Source organism: Megasphaera sp. DISK 18 (assembly GCF_001682955.1).
In the GTDB taxonomy this organism is placed as follows: domain Bacteria; phylum Bacillota; class Negativicutes; order Veillonellales; family Megasphaeraceae; genus Megasphaera; species Megasphaera massiliensis.
Map to the genome: position 1 here is coordinate 1 of NZ_LUGJ01000023.1, position 17863 is coordinate 17863.

Annotated in this window: 19 protein-coding genes and 1 riboswitch; all 19 genes read right to left on the reverse strand. The window is 49.9% G+C overall.

Translation table 11 applies throughout. From position 1 onward, the window contains the following. Window positions 1–89 precede the first annotated feature (89 nt). The 19 genes from A0U42_RS05395 to A0U42_RS05485 all read right to left on the reverse strand — a co-directional run bounded on the left by A0U42_RS05395 (window position 90) and on the right by A0U42_RS05485 (window position 17618). Window positions 90–1544, reverse strand: a complete 1455-nt coding sequence (locus A0U42_RS05395; protein WP_065360172.1) for an ATP-binding protein — start codon at window positions 1542–1544, stop codon at window positions 90–92. 1043 nt (window positions 1545–2587) lie between these two features. Then, window positions 2588–3127: a hypothetical protein gene (locus tag A0U42_RS05400; RefSeq protein ID WP_065360173.1), complete on the reverse strand. Its 540-nt coding sequence runs from the start codon at window positions 3125–3127 to the stop codon at window positions 2588–2590. Between the two features lie 236 nt (window positions 3128–3363). Continuing rightward, complete coding sequence (locus A0U42_RS05405) at window positions 3364–3993, reverse strand: sugar O-acetyltransferase (RefSeq protein ID WP_255304111.1); 630 nt, start codon at window positions 3991–3993, stop codon at window positions 3364–3366. 44 nt (window positions 3994–4037) lie between these two features. Next, window positions 4038–4364 carry a hypothetical protein gene (locus A0U42_RS05410; RefSeq protein WP_065360174.1) on the reverse strand — a complete coding sequence of 109 codons (327 nt, stop codon included), beginning with the start codon at window positions 4362–4364 and terminating at the stop codon, window positions 4038–4040. 80 nt (window positions 4365–4444) lie between these two features. Then, window positions 4445–5053 (reverse strand): hypothetical protein, encoded by a 609-nt coding sequence (locus A0U42_RS05415; protein ID WP_065360175.1) that lies wholly within the window; start codon window positions 5051–5053, stop codon window positions 4445–4447. Between the two features lie 554 nt (window positions 5054–5607). After that, window positions 5608–6342 carry a YebC/PmpR family DNA-binding transcriptional regulator gene (locus A0U42_RS05420; protein ID WP_065360176.1) on the reverse strand — a complete coding sequence of 245 codons (735 nt, stop codon included), beginning with the start codon at window positions 6340–6342 and terminating at the stop codon, window positions 5608–5610. Window positions 6343–6356: 14 nt separating this feature from the next. Beyond that, window positions 6357–6932, reverse strand: coding sequence for an RNA methyltransferase (locus tag A0U42_RS05425; RefSeq protein ID WP_065360177.1), 576 nt, complete (start codon window positions 6930–6932; stop codon window positions 6357–6359). Further along, window positions 6929–7663, reverse strand: coding sequence for a tRNA (guanosine(37)-N1)-methyltransferase TrmD (trmD, locus tag A0U42_RS05430; RefSeq protein WP_065360178.1), 735 nt, complete (start codon window positions 7661–7663; stop codon window positions 6929–6931). The genes A0U42_RS05425 and trmD overlap by 4 nt, the downstream gene beginning before the upstream one ends. Next, window positions 7660–8163 (reverse strand): ribosome maturation factor RimM, encoded by a 504-nt coding sequence (gene rimM / locus A0U42_RS05435; RefSeq protein ID WP_065360179.1) that lies wholly within the window; start codon window positions 8161–8163, stop codon window positions 7660–7662. The genes trmD and rimM overlap by 4 nt, the downstream gene beginning before the upstream one ends. 6 nt (window positions 8164–8169) lie before the next feature. Next, entirely contained in the window at window positions 8170–8577 is a 408-nt protein-coding gene (locus A0U42_RS05440) for a YlqD family protein (RefSeq protein WP_044504352.1), read from the reverse strand. 8 nt (window positions 8578–8585) lie between these two features. Further along, the gene (locus A0U42_RS05445; protein ID WP_044504353.1) at window positions 8586–8813 is read right to left on the reverse strand and encodes a KH domain-containing protein; all 228 of its coding nucleotides are present in this window, start codon (window positions 8811–8813) and stop codon (window positions 8586–8588) included. 15 nt (window positions 8814–8828) lie between these two features. Next, window positions 8829–9098 carry a 30S ribosomal protein S16 gene (gene rpsP / locus A0U42_RS05450; protein ID WP_044504354.1) on the reverse strand — a complete coding sequence of 90 codons (270 nt, stop codon included), beginning with the start codon at window positions 9096–9098 and terminating at the stop codon, window positions 8829–8831. A gap of 56 nt (window positions 9099–9154) precedes the next feature. After that, the gene (gene ffh, locus A0U42_RS05455) at window positions 9155–10507 is read right to left on the reverse strand and encodes a signal recognition particle protein (protein WP_065360180.1); all 1353 of its coding nucleotides are present in this window, start codon (window positions 10505–10507) and stop codon (window positions 9155–9157) included. A 13-nt stretch (window positions 10508–10520) separates the two neighbouring features. Further along, entirely contained in the window at window positions 10521–10850 is a 330-nt protein-coding gene (gene ylxM / locus A0U42_RS05460) for a YlxM family DNA-binding protein (protein WP_083122333.1), read from the reverse strand. 58 nt (window positions 10851–10908) lie between these two features. Then, complete coding sequence (locus tag A0U42_RS05465; RefSeq protein ID WP_065360181.1) at window positions 10909–12909, reverse strand: molybdopterin-dependent oxidoreductase; 2001 nt, start codon at window positions 12907–12909, stop codon at window positions 10909–10911. A gap of 214 nt (window positions 12910–13123) precedes the next feature. After that, window positions 13124–14299, reverse strand: coding sequence for a phosphoribosylaminoimidazolecarboxamide formyltransferase (locus tag A0U42_RS05470; protein WP_065360182.1), 1176 nt, complete (start codon window positions 14297–14299; stop codon window positions 13124–13126). A 50-nt stretch (window positions 14300–14349) separates the two neighbouring features. Continuing rightward, a riboswitch (ZMP/ZTP riboswitch) is annotated at window positions 14350–14427 on the reverse strand. A gap of 75 nt (window positions 14428–14502) precedes the next feature. Next, window positions 14503–15348 (reverse strand): Asp23/Gls24 family envelope stress response protein, encoded by an 846-nt coding sequence (locus A0U42_RS05475; RefSeq protein WP_065360183.1) that lies wholly within the window; start codon window positions 15346–15348, stop codon window positions 14503–14505. 18 nt (window positions 15349–15366) lie between these two features. Further along, on the reverse strand, window positions 15367–16170 hold the full coding sequence (locus tag A0U42_RS05480; protein ID WP_065360184.1) for a PHP domain-containing protein: 804 nt from the start codon (window positions 16168–16170) through the stop codon (window positions 15367–15369). Beyond that, window positions 16167–17618 (reverse strand): leucyl aminopeptidase, encoded by a 1452-nt coding sequence (locus A0U42_RS05485; RefSeq protein ID WP_065360185.1) that lies wholly within the window; start codon window positions 17616–17618, stop codon window positions 16167–16169. Before A0U42_RS05485 ends, A0U42_RS05480 begins: the two co-directional genes overlap by 4 nt. Window positions 17619–17863 lie beyond the last annotated feature (245 nt).

Genomic DNA, 17863 nt, shown 5'->3' on the forward strand with positions numbered 1-17863 from the left:
GCCTATTCGGCGCCAAAAAAAGAGCCATGGATTTATGTTTGTACATGAATCCATGGCTCTTTCGCATCTGACAATCTACACTTGCAAAATCAAGCCCAAGAAGGAATATATTTCATATACCTCGGGGCCGTATCCGGGTCCACGGGTTTAATATAATTTTGTTTTACCGCTTCCTTTATTAATCGTGAAATACTTCCAGATCCGCTTTGTTTCAAACCAAACCGCTCTCTCAAGGTATGATTACTTATCTGTTCTCCTTGTACATATTTAATGCAGGCATGTAAGTAACAGGCCCACAACCTGTCTTCTAAGGTCAAATCAGAAAATTTAATTTCTGAAAAAATAGTAACCCGCGTAGCATCCTCAAATATTTCGATTCTAGGGGCCGGCAATTGCATTAGTTCACAGCTTAAAATAACCTTGTCCCAACCGCTTCCAACTTCTTCACAAATACCTAATTCCCTCATCAATGAGGCTAATTTTTCATTTCTTGACTTAGGTGGTGTATCAATAATTCTCATTATATCTATTAACGGAGCTCCCGGATTGGTTATTTCAATTCGATTATCAAAAATTTCCACTAACGGCCCTGTCCCCGAAATTGAAAAGTCCTGATGAATTAACGAGTTAGCCAATATTTCACGAATAGCCGTAGTCGGATAGGCGGTTTTTCGTTTACGAATGCCATTGGTAATGACTTCTTTCATAGGGGTCAAAGCTTCAATGAATTGAATCGAGTCTTCAAATATAGCTGCATACCCTTTATCAAAAGTTTCATCACGTAATAAATCCATCTTATTGGAACCATTGTATTGAACTACACGCAACATTTTACGTTTTAATTTTTTAAAATACGATAATTTTTTTGCTAACAAAAGTGCTCCCAAGTTAGTGATACCATATAGCCCATTGTCCTGTTTTACGATAAGATTAGCCTGGGACATATAATAGAGGACATTAGATAAATTATTGGGTAACGGTAATTTATTTTCTAATAAATCAAAATAAGTTATATAATTCAGAGCTTGAGCAATCTCTTCTTCATTCAAATCTGTTTGTGCATATTGATCCTCAAATTTTTGATTGCGAATCTTATCCCAGACAGTTCCTTGAATAGAAGGGTAATCATCAAGTTTTTTCGTATAACTACCGACTCGTATATAATCCACTTTTTTAAAGGTTACCGGCCGATACATGGCTCTATTGATGATTAAGATTCCTACAGATTTACCCTCACACATGGCACTATGAAACTCGAAAACGGCATTATCTGATAACAAACTTCGAAGCCAATTTTCCAGTTCTTGGTCACCTTTTTTCATAGTCTGCAAATTATAATCAGTCCCCACTATATTATGTGATTCATCATCGATTCCCCAGACCATATAAGCATATGACTTTTCCTTCCATGCTGCGCCATTGGCTAACGCACTAATATCTTTTCCGATCATATCCGCATCATAGTTATTGTGCTTAAACTCTACCCAAGGTGTTTCAGTCGGTAAATTGCACAATTCTTGCACTAACTTATCTAACTGCTTCATAGATTTCCATTTTCCTTCCTTCTTTGTTTTTTCCTACCGGCCTCAATAGGAAAATAGATTTACGGCAATACCAATTCCAGTAGGAATCCGTGCACGCCAGCAAGTTACCGGCAAGTTAAATTATCCAACAATGATGCCATTTTTGACCTCATTGCCCTCACTCCAGCAAGTTACCGGCAAGTTAAATTATCCGATAATGACGCCATTTTCGACCTCATTACCCTCACTCCAGCAAGTTACCGGCAAGTTAAATTATCCGATAATGACGCCATTTTTGACCTCACTCCCCTTACTCCAGCAAGTTACCGGCAAGTTAAATTATCTGACAATGACGCCATTTTTGACCTCATTACACTCACTCCAGCAAGTTACCGGCAAGTTAAATTATCTGACAATGACGCCATTTTTGACCTCATTCCCCTTACTCCAGCAAGTTACCGACAAGTTAAATCTCTAAAAATTTCACCCTATTACAAAAAACCTCTATTAATCTACATATTATTTATCGTATCATAATCTGCCCTATTTTGCGAGATACACGGTAAATACTAAAAGACAAACCTATTTCTAATTGATTCATTCATAGCTAATAACAAAACGAACAAGATAAAAAATAGCCATGGATTCATAAAAATCCATGGCTATTGCGCGTTCAAAAACAGGCCCCTTACGGAGATTATGGTTTCTAACAGCACTCCTTACGGATGGCTTAACTACGCCATCAAATTTACAATTTGCGGGGCGGATTTTATTTTTGCCATTTTTCGCCGATTTATATTGATAATTACTGCTATAAACTTTGAAGAACGGCTCAGTCACTTTAGCGGGGCGAAATATCCCTTTATCCCATCAAAATGACTATCTTTATTATACTACTTTTACACATTTTCATACACCACATGCTTGCCATGTGGTTCAAATGAAGCAGGGATACACTGTGTCATCATCTCTGCTTCATCTTGAAAGCACCTAGGTTTTCATATAATTGAGAATTTCATCAAATAGTGCCATTTATTCGACATTGGGAATTTATCCGCTACGCTTTATTTTTTCGTCGAAAATGGCAGGATGATACCGTCATTCACCGTTGTATACTGGCCATTTTGATAGGTCAGGAGGATCCAGGCCGGGGTGGCTCCGCCGCCGGCACGACGGACGACGATGCCTTTATAGCCATTTACGTCGTTTCCGGTCAGCATGACAGGTGTATGGACGAGGGTCCATTTTTGCTGCATCTGCCACTTCCCTTTTGTATCCGGAGACAGCCAAAACATAGTATTGCCGCCGCTTCCAGATGTATAGGGGCCTACGGCAAGGACTAGGGCATCGGTAATTCCATCGTTATTGAGATCGACATAATGGTAGTAATAGGAAGTCTCCTTTTGCTGGCTTGCCGTCATTTGCAGTTCACTTTCAATGGCCTTATTGGAGAGGGCCGGCACACTTTCTTTCTGGGGTTTCTCAAAAAATACCCTTGTCCCCTGGGTTGGCTGCAGCCCTGCTGTATGGCTGGCAAAGGCAACACCGGCCGTCATCATCAGACCGACCGTCAATAAAATAGGAAATAATCGACGTATTTTCATAATTTCACAACCTTTTTAATAAATAGAATTTCTCCCGAGTCATCGCTCTTGGTGCAGCGGCATGAACTGGATAGTCTTGAAAATTCAGTCTTATCCTAAAAATAAATTCGTTAATCTTTTGCAAGACGCATCCCGTTTAGCGCCGCCATCCAAGTTTCAAGGCTCGAGAGATGTTTGTATGGTCATAGAATTTCTGTTTAAAAATATATTTTCAATCCCACCGAGTCTTTACGGAGTTATCGCGAAAGATATTCCGCTGCTGCTTTTTTGTATTCGTCCCACTGTTTATGCCAGTTGTCATGATCTTCGTCGGTAATGGGACGGATGACGCGGCAGGGATTTCCGGCGGCGATAACATGGCTGGGGATGTCGCGGGTTACGACGGAGCCCGAGCCGATGACGACGTCGTCGCCGATGGTGACGCCGGGGTTGATGACGACGTTGCCGCCGATCCAGACGTCAGAGCCGATGGTGACAGGCTTGGCATATTCGAGGCTGGTATTGCGCACTTCGGCATCGATGGGATGACCTGCCGTGTAGATACTGACGTGAGGCGCCAAAAAGACGTTGTCGCCAAAGGTGACGTCATGTTCATCCAAGATGGTGAGACCCGTATTGGCAAAGAAGTGGCGGCCAAAGCGGATTCGATCACCGTGGTCGAAGTAGACCGGCGCCAACAAGACCATGTCGTCAGGAGCCTCGGCAAAACACTTTTTCAGCGCTTCGAACGCTTCCTTATCATTCAAGTCATCGGAGGCATTAAACCGGCGCTGAGCTGCATGGACGCGCTCGAAACTTCCATCACCGACCTTAAAAGGGTTATATAGTTTTTGATCCATCATGCGATCCCATTCCATCTGATTCATCGGTTATCATTTCCTTCCTTGCTTTTCAAGCCCTTGTAAAAGGCCTATAATTTTCCTAAATCTTTCAGGGCATAAAAACCACAGCTGGCCAACTCTTCCAGATGAGACGGTTGCTGTACGCCAAAGGCCCATTGATGCCAGTGGTCGTCGTCTTCCTGCTTCCAAAAGCCCCAGTCCGAATCGGGACGGTTGTCATAGACGAAGGTATAGACGGAGCCGTCGTCATCGATGACGTTAATGGCCGAACGGCTGTAGGACTTGACCATTCCAAGATTGACAGCCGACGTCAGGTCGGCATGATAGGCCGAGGCCATACCGCCAATCAGTAAGGCCACTGAAAATACGCAGGCCCGGAATATATTTTTAATCATAAAGATTCCCCTCCCTTTCCAAAAGACTAACGCCGCCAGAAGCTCCCTCATCCGGTAACGGCTTCTTGCCGCCGGACATTTTACGGCCGCTGGGTCCCGACGTAGTCATAGCCTATCCATTGATCGGCTTCGGACCACTTCAATTTATAATAGACCGGCGGCACCTGTGATCTTACATCCCAATCGATGAACCACACATAGAGGGATCCGTTTTTTTCAAAAAGGCCCGATTGCAATTGTAACTCTCGGTGCTCCCTGAAATTATCGCTGTTGATATATTCATTCATCTTTGTCCGGTCCTTGTTGAGGCCCAAGAGGTAGCTTCGATAGCGGGTATCCATCGAGTTCCAGCATAAGATTCCATAGAAATACCGTCCCGTCTCTTCATCCTGATACTGGACGATAGTAAAAGCGCGATAGGCATCGGACGATTCTAAGGGCGTATCCATGGACCACAACGCAGATCCGCCCTTATTGACGCACATAAAATGAACGGACTTATCGCCATAGACGCGGCCGCCGGCAAAACGTACCCTCTGTTTCCCCTCATAAAAGTCAACATGGGTCGATAAATTAGCCGTCTTAGGAATCTTCAGCACCGCCCGATCCACCTCAACCATATTCCCGGCCAAAACACTCACACAGTAAAAGGCCAGCATCATCAACAACAAGACAATTTTCCGAAACACAGTCTCCACCTCTTTCTCAAAAAAAATAAGCCGATCTCCCTCATTCCATATACCTCACAATTTCGACAGCCACTCGTAAAATCCTGCCCAAGGTAAATTGATATTTATGAATCGATGCAGGCTACTCAAACCTTTTCGGACTTTATAAAAAAATAGTCTTGCGACCATCGGTTCACAAGACTATTTTTTGTATTCTAGCCAAATCGTAAATTGTACATTTTTTACAATCTCAGAAAAATGAAATAGTAAAAATGGCCATTTTTATAATCTCGCAAAATTGAAATTATAAAAAACGCAGTTTTTACTATTTAGACGATTCATAGGGAAAGTAGGAGTTACAGAGGAATAATAAAGAAATCATCAACACGGACCATTTTCGTGATGCCGCGAAAATGGTCCGTATCGCTTTCTACTGTACCTGGCCAAATCACAAGTGTAGCCCCCATAGGTGAATGATCTTAATGGTATCGGCCATTACAAAAATCCCACACGCAAAAACAGCGCTTGTCCCATTTATAGAAATGAGGCAGGCGCTGTTTGCTGTTTTACTTGTTTTATTCTTCGTCTTCCGGAAGTTCTGCGTTATGGTACACGTCCTGGACGTCGTCGATGTCATCGAGGGCGTCGATGAAGCGTTCCATTTTTTCGGCATCTTCGCCGGTCAACTTGATCGTGTTTTCCGGAATCATGGTGATCGACGCATGGTCCGTTTCGATGTTGTTGTCAGCCAGGGCTTTTTCAACGGCATCGAAGGCTTCCGGCGTAGTGATGATTTCGTAGTCTTCTTCGGAGACTTTTACGTCATCGGCACCGGCTTCGATAGCGACTTCCATGATCTGATCTTCGTCAGCCTTATCGCGGGCGACGACGAAGAGGCCCGTGTTGTGGAACATCCAGCTGACGCAGCCCGTAGCACCGAGGTTGCCGCCGGATTTGGAAAATTCGTGGCGAACGTCGGCAGCGGCGCGGTTGCGGTTGTCGGTGAGGACGTTGACCGTAACGGCAACGCCTGCCGGGCCGTAGCCTTCATATACGATTTCTTCGTAGTTCTGGCCTTCCGTAGCACCGGCGCCTTTTTGGATAGCCCGCTTGATGTTATCTTTCGGGATGTTGTTTTCTTTTGCTTTTTGGAGGGCCAGCTTCAGACGCATGTTGCCGACCGGGTCCGGACCGCCCATGCGGACGGCAATGGTGATTTCACGGCCGATTTTGGTCGTAATCTTGCCGCGGATGGCGTCGTTTTTCCCTTTTTTACGTTTAATATTTGCCCATTTAGAATGTCCAGACATTCAAATGCCTCCCTTTATGTCCACCAAGCCTCGCCGGCCAGGCGGTCTAAGATGATCGCTGCGGCCGAGCGGACGGATAAGTGGTTATATTCCCCAGCTCCGTAAATTGGCTCCAGGATGAAATCAAATTTTTCCATCGTTTCTTTCGTCATACCATACCCTGTCCCAAAAAGCAGGAGAATCGGCGTATCCTCTTCTTCCCGCTTTTGGCGCAGTGCCTTATAGGAAATGGTGTTGGAATAGGTCCGGGCATCGGTCGTAACGACGTAAGGTTTCTTGCCTTCCGCCTCGGTTACGGCTTCGACGGCCGCCCCGATGGAAGGGCGGATATCGACGATGTCGAAGGCCTGGGTGCGATAGCCGTTATAATTACGGCCGGTATCACTTTCCCAAAAGCCCATAATCTTGTGGACCATGTCCAGTTGTGCCGGCACATGGTGGATGATGAAATATTTTTTTATGCCATAGGTCTTTGACGACCGCGAAATATCATGCAGGTCGTAGTTGGTAATGGCCGTCGTAATGACGTTAAAGTTCTTATCGTATATGGGATAATGAACCAATCCTACATATAAAGGGGATTTTTTCATCGCTTGTCTCCCTTTAATTTGTTCAGTATTTCCACATCTTTCGGTGACAGTTCGCAGTGTTCGAGAAGGTCCGGCCGAAGGTCCAAGGTCCTTGAAAGGGACGCCGTTCGGCGCCATGCTTCGATCTTGGCGTGGTCGCCGTTTCGCAGGACTTCCGGCACAGCCATGCCGCGAAAGACGGCCGGCTTCGTATACTGCGGGCATTCGAGGAGCGACGAATAGAAAGAATCGTCAGCCGCTCCCGAGGCGGCACCGAGGACGCCCGGTATCATGCGGGCTACAGCGTCGGTGACGGTCATGGCCGGAAGTTCGCCGCCGGTCAGGATGTAGTCGCCAACGGAAATGGTTTCATCGGCCAGGTCTTCTTCGACGCGGTAGTCGACGCCTTCATAGTGGCCACATAGCAAAATAAGCTGGTCGTATGTCGCCAGCTCGCGTGCTTTCGCCTGATCAAAGGGCTTTCCGGCGGGACCCATGAAAATGATACGCCGCCGCGGGACCTCTCTCCGCACGGCTTCGACGGCCGCATAGAGCGGAGCCGCTTTCATGAGCATACCGCAGCCGCCGCCATAGATGGTATCGTCGACCATGTGGTGACGGTCATACGTGAAGTTACGAGGATTGGTCACATCCAGATCCAACAGACCGGCTGCCCGGGCTCTGCCGATGATGCTGTGCTGAAAAAAGGCTTCGATCAGCTCCGGAAAGAGTGAGATAATGTCGATTCTCATTCGTCCACCCACTCCGGCGGATCGACGACGATTCGCTTCTCCTTCACATCGACGGATTTGACGACGTCGGGAATGGCCGCAAAAAGGGTTTCCCTTCCGTCATCAGCAGTGACGACGTAGACATCGTTGCTGCCCGTGCGCAGGACGTCTGTAAGTTTTCCCAGTTCATGTTCTTCAAGATCGTATACGACAGAGCCGATGAGATCGTAGATGTAATGCTGCCCTTTTTTAAGGGGTACCAAGTCTTCCCGCGGTACCTGAAGGTCTTTTTTGAGGAGCCTTTCAGCGGCATTGCGGTCATCGACACCGACAAATTTCATGAGGACGACCCGCTTATGAAGACGAGCGGATTGTACTTCATACTTCTTGCCGTCGATATAGCCGTATTTCATCTTGAGGAATCGGTTCGGAAAGTCCGTATCGGGATAAATACGAACATCACCCCGCACGCCGTGCGGGGCAACGATTTGACCGATTGTAAAAAAATCTAAGTCAGCCATCGTATTCTATTGGCGGATAGAAATGATCTTGCCGTCTTCAAGCAAGATTTCAGTTCCCATCAATTTTTCCAAATCATCGCCGACATTGACAACGACAGTCTGTTCGAGTGTACCTTGTCTGATTTCGGAATCGATTGTAAGGTGTTCTGCTTCTTCGCGGTCGTGCTGAGCTTTAGCTCGAGCCGAGACGAGACGCTGTTTCTGTTCTTCTACTTGCGCACGCAGGGAAATAAGTCCCTGGGCATCGATTTTGGCCTGTTCGGTCATCATGCGTTTAGCCTGGAATTCCAGGTTCTGCATTTCCCGATCGATATCACTCAGGGCCTGATCGGCATTCTTGAGGATACGGTCCTTAAGGGACTGTGTGACTTTTGCCTTAACGGCAACGGGAATGCGCAATGTAATCTGATCCATGGTACCTCCTATACGATATCCACTGATACTTTCTTATTCGCCTTCACTGCCGCAGCCTTGACAACAAGGCGCAATGCTTTCGCAATTTTACCTTGCTTGCCAATGACTTTGCCCATATCTTCGGGTGCGACATGAAGCTGATAGACTTCGAGGCCTTTTTTTTGAATCTTGGTAACTGTAACCGCTTCCGGATTCTTTACCAGAGACCGGGCGATACACGCAATCAATTCTTCCATAGTATCCAGCCTCACTTACTTTTTGGATGCTTCAAACTGGGCCATGATGCCAGCTTTCTTGAAGATAGAACGGATCGTATCTGTCGGCTGTGCGCCTTTACCGAGCCAAGCTACTGCAGCTTCTGCATCGACGGTCAGACGAGTATCCATGTCTTTGGACGGATCGTACATGCCGAGGGTTGCAACGGGACGACCGTTGTTACGAGCATTGCGGGAATCAGCAACGACAACGCGGTAGATCGGTTTCTTTTTAGCACCTAAACGGGCCAAACGAATTTTAATCATTGAAAATCACCTCCTTGTCAGAATATCTTATTTCCACGATAAATCGGGAAATCCATTTAAAAAGGCAGACGAGGCATAAAACCCCGTCGTTTACTCTTTTGTGCTTTCTTGGCCTGCTTCATCATCTTCTGCATTTCCATGAACTGCTTGATGAGGCGGTTGACGTCTTGGACACGAGTACCGCTGCCCTTAGCGATGCGGCGCTTACGGCTGTCCTTAATCAGCATTTTGGGGTTGGCACTCGACCGTTCTTGAGCCGTCATGGACGTGATGATGGCTTCGATTCGCTTGAATTCCTTGCCGTCCATATCGACCTTGTCGAGTTCTTTCTTGTACTTCCCGATGCCGGGAATGAGGCTAAGTAAGCTGCCCATGTTGCCCATCTTCTTAATCATCTGAAGCTGGGAGAGGAAATCATCGAAGGTGAAAGACCCGCTCTTCATGGTCTTCTTCATGTTTTCCATGGACTCTTCATCGAAAGCAGCCTGGGCTTTTTCGATGATCGTTTCGACGTCGCCTAAATCGAGGATACGCGATGCGTAACGATTGGGATGAAATTCTTCGATGCCGTCGAGCTTTTCGCTGACACCGATGAATTTGATAGGTTTGCCCGTGACGGCCTTGATGGACAAGGCGGCCCCGCCGCGGGCATCGCCGTCGAGCTTGGTCATAATCATGCCGTCGATACCGAGGGCTTTATCGAAGGCAGAAGCCGCCGTAACGGCATCCTGACCAGTCATGGCGTCGACGACTAAGAGAATTTCATGAGGATGAACATTTTCTTTAATGTGAATCAATTCATCCATCAAGGTTTCGTTGATATGAAGGCGCCCGGCCGTATCGATGATAACGACGTCGCGCAAATGGCTGGTCGCATAGGGAATAGCATGCTGGGCAATGGCAACGGGGTCCTTACTGCCGTCTTCGGTGTAAACGGGCATATCCAGTTCCTGACCGAGGACCTGCAGCTGGGTGATAGCCGCCGGGCGATAGACGTCGGCTGCTACCATGAGCGGGCTCTTGCCTTGAGACTTCAGTTTTTTGGCGAGCTTAGCTGCCGTCGTCGTCTTACCGGCCCCTTGGAGACCGACGAGCATGATGATCGTCGGCGGTTTCGGCGCAATGGTAATCCGGCTCTGGGTCCCGCCGAGGAGTTCCGTCAATTCATCGCGGACGATTTTGATGACCGTCTGCGACGCATTCAAGCTGCCGAAGACTTCTTCACCGACGGCTTTTTCTTTGACCTTCTTAATAAAGTCTTTGGTGACGGCAAAGTTGACGTCCGCTTCGAGCAGAGCGCGGCGCATCTCTTTCAGCGCTTCACTGACATCCTCTTCAGAAAGCTTCCCTTTGCCGCGAAGCTTTTTAAAGGCCGCCTGGAATCGTTCGGACAGACTTTCAAATGGCATGAGGGGCCTCCTTTTATAAATCTATTTCATGTAAAAGTTGTTTAGCTCTTTCAATATCGCCGGGTCCTTGACCTTCAAGCAGGTTCTGGACTTCATCGATCTGTTCCCGGACCGCATCGAAGCGGGCCAGCAACCGAAGCCGCTGTTCATAGCTTTCCAGCGAATGGGAAGCGCGCTTGAGCATGTCGTAAGCGCCTTGACGGGAAATCTGCAGTTCTTCCCCGATTTCACTCAAGGACAGGTCCATATCGAAATACATTTCCATACAGCGCCGCTGCTTCTCCGTCAATAACGGCCCGTACAAATCGAGGAGCCGTCCCTTACGGACTACATCTTCAAGCATGGCTTCACCGCCTTTCAAACAGCGTACTTTGACAGTATACCGGAATCGGTCTACTCTGTCAAGTATTTTTACTTGTCAGATTGACGCGGACGTCATAAAAAGTACTGCCCCGGCCTTCATCGGTCAGACGCTGGCTGGTAAGGACGTTGACCGACGCGCCGCCGCCTTTGACGCGTTCGCGCCACCATACGCCTTCGCTGACGACCTGGCCCGGGACGGTACGGTCACTGATACGGACCGTAAAGTCGGCCTGCCCTCTTTTATTGCTGAGGGTCACGAACTCACCGTCAGCGAGGCCGTAGCGGTCGGCATCCTCAGGGTGGACGAAGAGGTCCATCGTATGGCTGGCCGTCAATTCATCCCGTTCATTAAAGGATGAATCGAGGATGCGCATATCGGCGCCGTTGACGAAGGCCAGTTTTCCCTCATCGGGATCAAGGGGCATATAATCGGGCAATGCCGGTGTCAAGGCATCGTTGCGAATTTCGATCTTTCCCGACGGCGTCGCAAAAGTCGTCTGATAGTCTTCCGGCATGGGAAGGGGTGTCGGCCGGCCTGAGCGCAGGCAGTCCTGATCGACGGGAAGGGGCCATTTTACCGTCGAGGTGATGAGTTTATCGACGAGGTCCCGTTCGGACTGGTCGTAAAAGGGATCGGTAATGCCGAGAGACTTGGCCAGATCACAGGCAAGACGCCAGTTGGACCGGCTTTCGCCGAGAGGTTCGATGACGGCATAGCCGCACTGGATCGTATAGTTACCGTAAGAATAGTAGGCGTCATCGTGCTCTAGAGACGTCGTCGCCGGCAAGATAATGTCGGCGTAGCGGGCCGTATCAGTCATGAAGCGTTCGTGGACGACGGTGAACAAATCGTCCCGCGAAAGGCCCTTTAGGACGGCATTCTGATCCGGTGCCGTACAGGCCGGGTTCGACGAATAGACGAAGAGGCTCTGGATGCTGTCGTCTTCCGTAAGGGCCTGACCGATACGGCACATGTTGACCAGACGTTTTCCGGGTTTCTTCCAGTCGGGACGCGTAACGATGCTCTTATCATAGGCCGAAGACGCGCCGGCTGAGGTCAAGATTCCCCCGCCTCGTTTTCCCCAAGCGCCGACGACGGCCGGAAGGCAGGTGATGAGCCGCGTCGTCATCGCCCCGTTGCGGTAGCGGGACTGGCCGCTTCCCAGACGAATGAAGGGCGCCCGCGCCTTGCCGTAGGCCTGAGCCAATTCTTCGACGACAGCCTTCGGGACGCCGGTAATGTTTTCCGTTTCTTCCGGCGTATAGCGAGGAATGACTTTTTCTTTCAGTTCCTCCCAACCGAGGACTTTTTCAGACAGAAAGGCTTCGTCGGTCAGCCCGTCTCTAACCAAGACGTGCATCATACCGAGAGCTAGGGCACCGTCCGTACCGGGGCGAATGGCGACGAAATGATCAGCCAAATCGGCCGTCTTGGTGCGGTACGTATCGATGCACCAAATGACGGCTCCCCTTTCCCGAGCAGCGTCGACGTCGTGTTTGAAGTGGATATTGGTGGCCATCATGTGAATGCTCCACAAGAAGATGGCGTCGCTGTTTTGCGCTTCCTGGGGCGCCGTCGGCAAGGTACCGCCCATGACGTCTTTGAACCCCTGCCCCTTGGCCGGTGCGCAAATCGTCCGGTCGAGTTCCGACGCACCTAGCCGATAAAACAAGCCATGCAGAGCATCGTGCTGGACGATGCCCATGGTGCCGGCGTAGGAGTAGGGCAAGATAGCTTCCGGTCCCTTTTCGGCGATAATTTGTTTCCACGAAGCTGCGATTTCATCTAGGGCCTGATCCCAAGAGATGGGCTCAAATTCTCCGCTCCCCTTCGCTCCCGTCCGCTTTAAAGGCGTCGTCAGTCGCCGCGGCGAATGGACCGTCCGTTCATAGTGAGCCATCTTGGGGCACATCGTCCCCCGCGTAAAGGGATGGCTTTCATCGCCCTTCACCGAAACGACGCGACCGTCTTCGACGTTTACTAAGAGACCGCAGGCGTCGGGACAGTCATAGGGGCAGACCGACCTATATTGTGTCATAGAATTCCCTCCTTATGTATCTATTATAATATATGTTCATTATATCGCCGCAGAGGAACCTTGGCAAAACAATCTGAAGAAAATACGATTCCCCTTCCTCATCATCAAGGGTAATGTTATATAAAACAAGGGCCCACGGTGACGACAGGAAGTCTCACCATGGGCCCGAAGTTTTCAAGCACACGATCTTACAATAGCTGCAAGGGTATTCGGTTTAATGATGGAAGAGGCGCAGGCCGGTCATAGCCATGGCAATTCCATATTTATCGCACGTTTCGATGACATTGTCGTCGCGGATCGAACCACCGGCCTGGGCGATGTAATCGACGCCGCTGCGATGAGCCCGTTCGATGTTGTCGCCAAAGGGGAAGAAAGCATCACTGCCAAGGGCTACGCCGTGGAGCTGGGCAATCCAAGCCTTCTTTTCTTCCCGCGTAAGGGGCTGCGGTTGTTCCGTAAAGAGATCCTGCCAGATACCGTCGGCCAAGACGTCTTCGTAATCGTCGGAGATGTAGACGTCGATGGCATTGTCCCGATTCGGACGACGGACGTCGTCGCGGAAGGGCAGGTTCAAGACTTTCGGGTTCTGACGGAGCCACCAGACGTCGGCCTTATTGCCGGCCAGACGGGTGCAGTGGACGCGGGACTGCTGACCAGCGCCGACACCGATGGTCATGCCGTCTTTTACGTAGCAGACGGAGTTGGACTGGGTGTATTTTAAGGTAATGAGGGCGATGATGAGATCGCGCTGAGCAGCCGCCGGGATGTCCTTGTTCTGCGTAGGGATGTTCTGCAGCATATCGGCCGTGATCTTGGCTTCATTTCGTTCCTGTTCAAAGGTGACGCCGTAGACTTCTTTCGATTCGACAGGCTGGGGCTTGTAATCGGCATTAATCTGAAGGACGCAGTAATTGCCCTTTTTCTTAGTCTTTAAAATAGCCAGGGCTTCGTCGCTGTAGCCGGGAGCAATGACGCCGTCCGATACTTCTCGCTTCAAGAGGGTTGCCGTTTCGACGTCGCAGACATCGGAGAGGGCAACGAAATCGCCGTAAGAACTCATGCGATCGGCACCGCGGGCGCAGGCATAGGCCGTGGCCAAGGGCGACAGTTTCAGATCATCGACCCAATATATCTTCTTCAGGGTATCACTCATCTCCGTGGCAACGGCGGCGCCGGCCGGGCTGACGTGCTTGAAGGAAGCCGCTGCCGGAAGGCCTGTCGCTTCTTTCAATTCCTTGACCAACTGATAGCTGTTAAAGGCGTCGAGCAAATTAATATAGCCGGGGCGGCCGCAAAGGACCGTAAAAGGAAGGGCGCTGCCATCCTTCATATATACCCGGGACGACGACTGGTTCGGGTTGCAGCCGTATTTTAATTTCAGTTCGTTCATCGTGATACCTCCTGATAGACCCAAAATAAAAAAATACCGACACTTCTGGAACGTTTCGCCCAGACGGTCGGCTCTTATGAATCATGCTCCCCGTGGTAACTCCACTTCCGTCAGTCACATGCTTCACCTTATTATACCGTCCGCCGATTCAGGCTGTCAAGAAAAAGGAGCTGCCGTCAGCAGCCCTTTTCAGGTGATACCCTCTATGATTCCTCTTCCGGCGGCTGCGGTGAAATGTCGCGCACAGTAATCTTGAGGATTTCCACAGCCATGCCCGTCGTATATTCCACTTCGTGCTGGATATCGCGACGGATGCGGCTCATGAGTTTCTTTATATTTTCTCCGTAGGCAATGGTCAGGGACAAGATAATAGCCAGACCGTTGCGCGTCGAGTTATAGTTGATAGCCACTTTCAGGCGATTGACCTTGGTCACGCCTTCATTTTGACTCAAAGCATGGCGGACCAGGCTTTCAAGGACGTCGTTGGAAAACGTCAGTTTCCCATAATAACTGAAGATGGGACGAACGACGGAACGCTCGAAGGGCGACAATTTCTTGCCGTTGTTGTCATAAAAGAAAGAACGGATCGAATCCAAAAGATAGCCGCGAAAATGGGGTTTCAGCTCCATCGTCGGCACGGGGATGATATGCGTTCCCTCTTTGATGCGGATACTTTGAGCCTTTTCGATTTCCTCCGAGCACGAGACGTCTTCAATGCGGATGAACCGCGACGGTTCCTGAAGCTCGAGGGCTTCGCAGATGCGGTGAATCATGTGCCGCGACGTTCCCAGGATGAGCAGTTTTTCAGGAGCTGCTTTGGCTAAGGCTGCCTTCATGGCAGCGGCGTCGTCCGGGTTATTGAATACGGCGCGGCGCACGGCCTTGAGGCGATTCGTTTCATCCTTGGCCGACCGGCCGGCAACGATGCGGTTGTGATCGATGAGGAGTCCGTCATCGATGATCGTCTGAATATCGTGATCGTAGGCGACGACCAGGGCATGGTGGCTTTTCCCCGTCCCGCTGGCGCCGATAAAACCGACAACTTCCATGTCTGTCACCTGCCTTTATTAGGTTGCGTGAGACAACAAAGCCTGTACCTTTTCAGCATCGACGGTAAAGATGCCGAGCTTTTCCGGGAAACGGCCGACGGTCCCGTGAAAATCGGAGCCGCCGCTGATATACCAATTGCGCTTTTTGGCTAATTCCAAAAATTCGTCGAAACGGCCGCGGTTCTTGGGATGGTACACTTCGACACCGTCAAAATCATGAGTCAGGACTTCATCCAAAGTCCGCTTCAAGAGGCCCGGATGGGCTAAGACGGCCAGTCCCCCGACCTTGCGGATGAGGGCCACGCATTCGTCGATGGTCCGCCGCGTATAGGGTACGTAGAGGGGGCCGCCATGATAGAGAACCTTGTCAAAGACGGTCTTTACATCAGGGAAATAGCCTTTTTCGACGAGCATGCGGGCGATATGGGGACGGCCGACGGTGCCGCCCTTATGAACCATGTCTTCGACGACCTTGCGGTCGATGTCATAGCCGTTTTTCAGGCAACGGTCGACGATTTCCATGGCCCGGTCGAAGCGCCGCTGCTTAAATTCGCGGCAGTAGGAAAGCATGGCTTCATCGTCGGTATTGATCCCGTAGCCTAAAATATGGACATCTTCGCCGTCGCATTCAGAGCTTATTTCAATGGCCGGGATGACCTTGATTCCTGCGGCGAAGGTATGACTGCCGTCATAAGCTGCCACCGTATCGTGGTCAGAAATAGCGATGACGTCGAGCCCGGCATCGACGGCCATCTTGGTCAGCTGTTCCGGCGTATAGACACCGTCCGAGCAGGTCGTATGCATATGAAGATCAACTATCACGGTACACCTCCCTGCAATAAGTGCAGAATCGACTTAATACCGACGCCGGTGGCGCCGACAAATCCCGTTTCATCGGCCTTTTCCCGGAAAGCAGGACCGGCGATGTCGAGGTGGATCCACGGCGTCCCGTCCTTTACGAACTGCTTCAAGAAGAGACCGGCCGTAATCGCCCCGGCTTCAGGACCGCCGACGTTCTTCATGTCGGCTACACTGCTTTTCAAAAGGCTTTCATATTCTTCATCAGCCGGCAGCTGCCAAATCTTTTCATGGGCTTCCGTCGCGACCTTAAAGAAGCGGTTCATCCATTCCTGATCGTTGCCGACCATGCCTGTCCGCACCGAACCCAAGGCCGTCACACAGGCGCCGGTCAGGGTCGCCAGGTCGATGAGGCGCGTCGCCCCTTTTTCCTGAGCATAGGTTAACGCGTCGGCTAAAATGAGCCGCCCTTCGGCATCGGTATTCTTGACTTCAACGGTCTTGCCGTTATACATGGTCAAGATGTCGTCGACGTGATAAGCCATGCCGGAAGGAATATTTTCAACGAGGGGCAAAACGGCCAGCACATTGACCGGATAGCGAAGCAGCATGAGGGCCCGAATGACACCGACGGCAGCAGCCGCCCCGGCCATATCGCTTTTCATAAATTCTAGTCCCTTGTGGCTCTTTAAGGAGAGACCGCCGCTGTCATAGGTAACGCCCTTTCCGACGATGCCCAGGACTTCCCGGCTGTTAGGATCGCCCTGATAGGCAATGGATACCAGCTGGGGCGGATTCATGCTGCCCTTGCCGACGGCGACGATACCGCCCATGTGCCGTTTTTCCAAGGCCCATTTATTCAGCGATTCAATGAGGATGTGATCGCCCTTCAGCGTATCGGACACGATATCGGCAAACTTCCTCGGCGTCAAATCGTTGGACGGCATATTGATCAAGTCGCGGGCTTCATAGACGCCTTCATACATCGACGTGTAGCGATAGCACATGGAATTGAATTCCTGAGCTCTCATGCTGCGCGACAAGATATTGATGCTGCTGACGGTCCGGCTGTGTTTATCGCTCTTATAATGGGTAAATTCATAATTTCGGTACAAGAGCCCGTCGAGAAGAGACGCCATATCCATTTCCAGCGTATCGGCCATGATGGCCAGCTCGCGGACGCCTTCTTTCATGGCCGCCGCCATCAGCCGCTGGGCCATGCGGAAATCTTCATACGTCGAATAACGGACCGGTTTCCCCTCCAGACCGATGAGGAAGTACGTTTTCGGCTCCCCGTCTGACAGGCAGTGAAATACGTGGAGAGACGTATACTGTAAAAGTTCCGGGTGTTGCTCCGTATAGGCCCGGATCAGGACGACGTCATCCTGGGGCAGCTGACGCAGCGTCGACAGCCTCTTATCGAGGCCGACTGCCAGCGTATTCATGCCGCCCTTGCCATTATAACTAATCATGCACATCGCTCACTTTCACACTACTTTAAGTCACCATATATAAAAGAATTAATCATAATGATATTATTTTCCACTATTATTATACAATCGCCCGATTGACAAAATCAAGAATTTGTAAAAGGGCAACCATAAGAAAATTCAGGTACGCGATGCTGACAGCCAAAACATTAAAGCTGAGCAACGGCCATGTACCTGAATATCGTTATTTACAGTATAAAATTCAAACACTCTGTTTTCCATGGAGA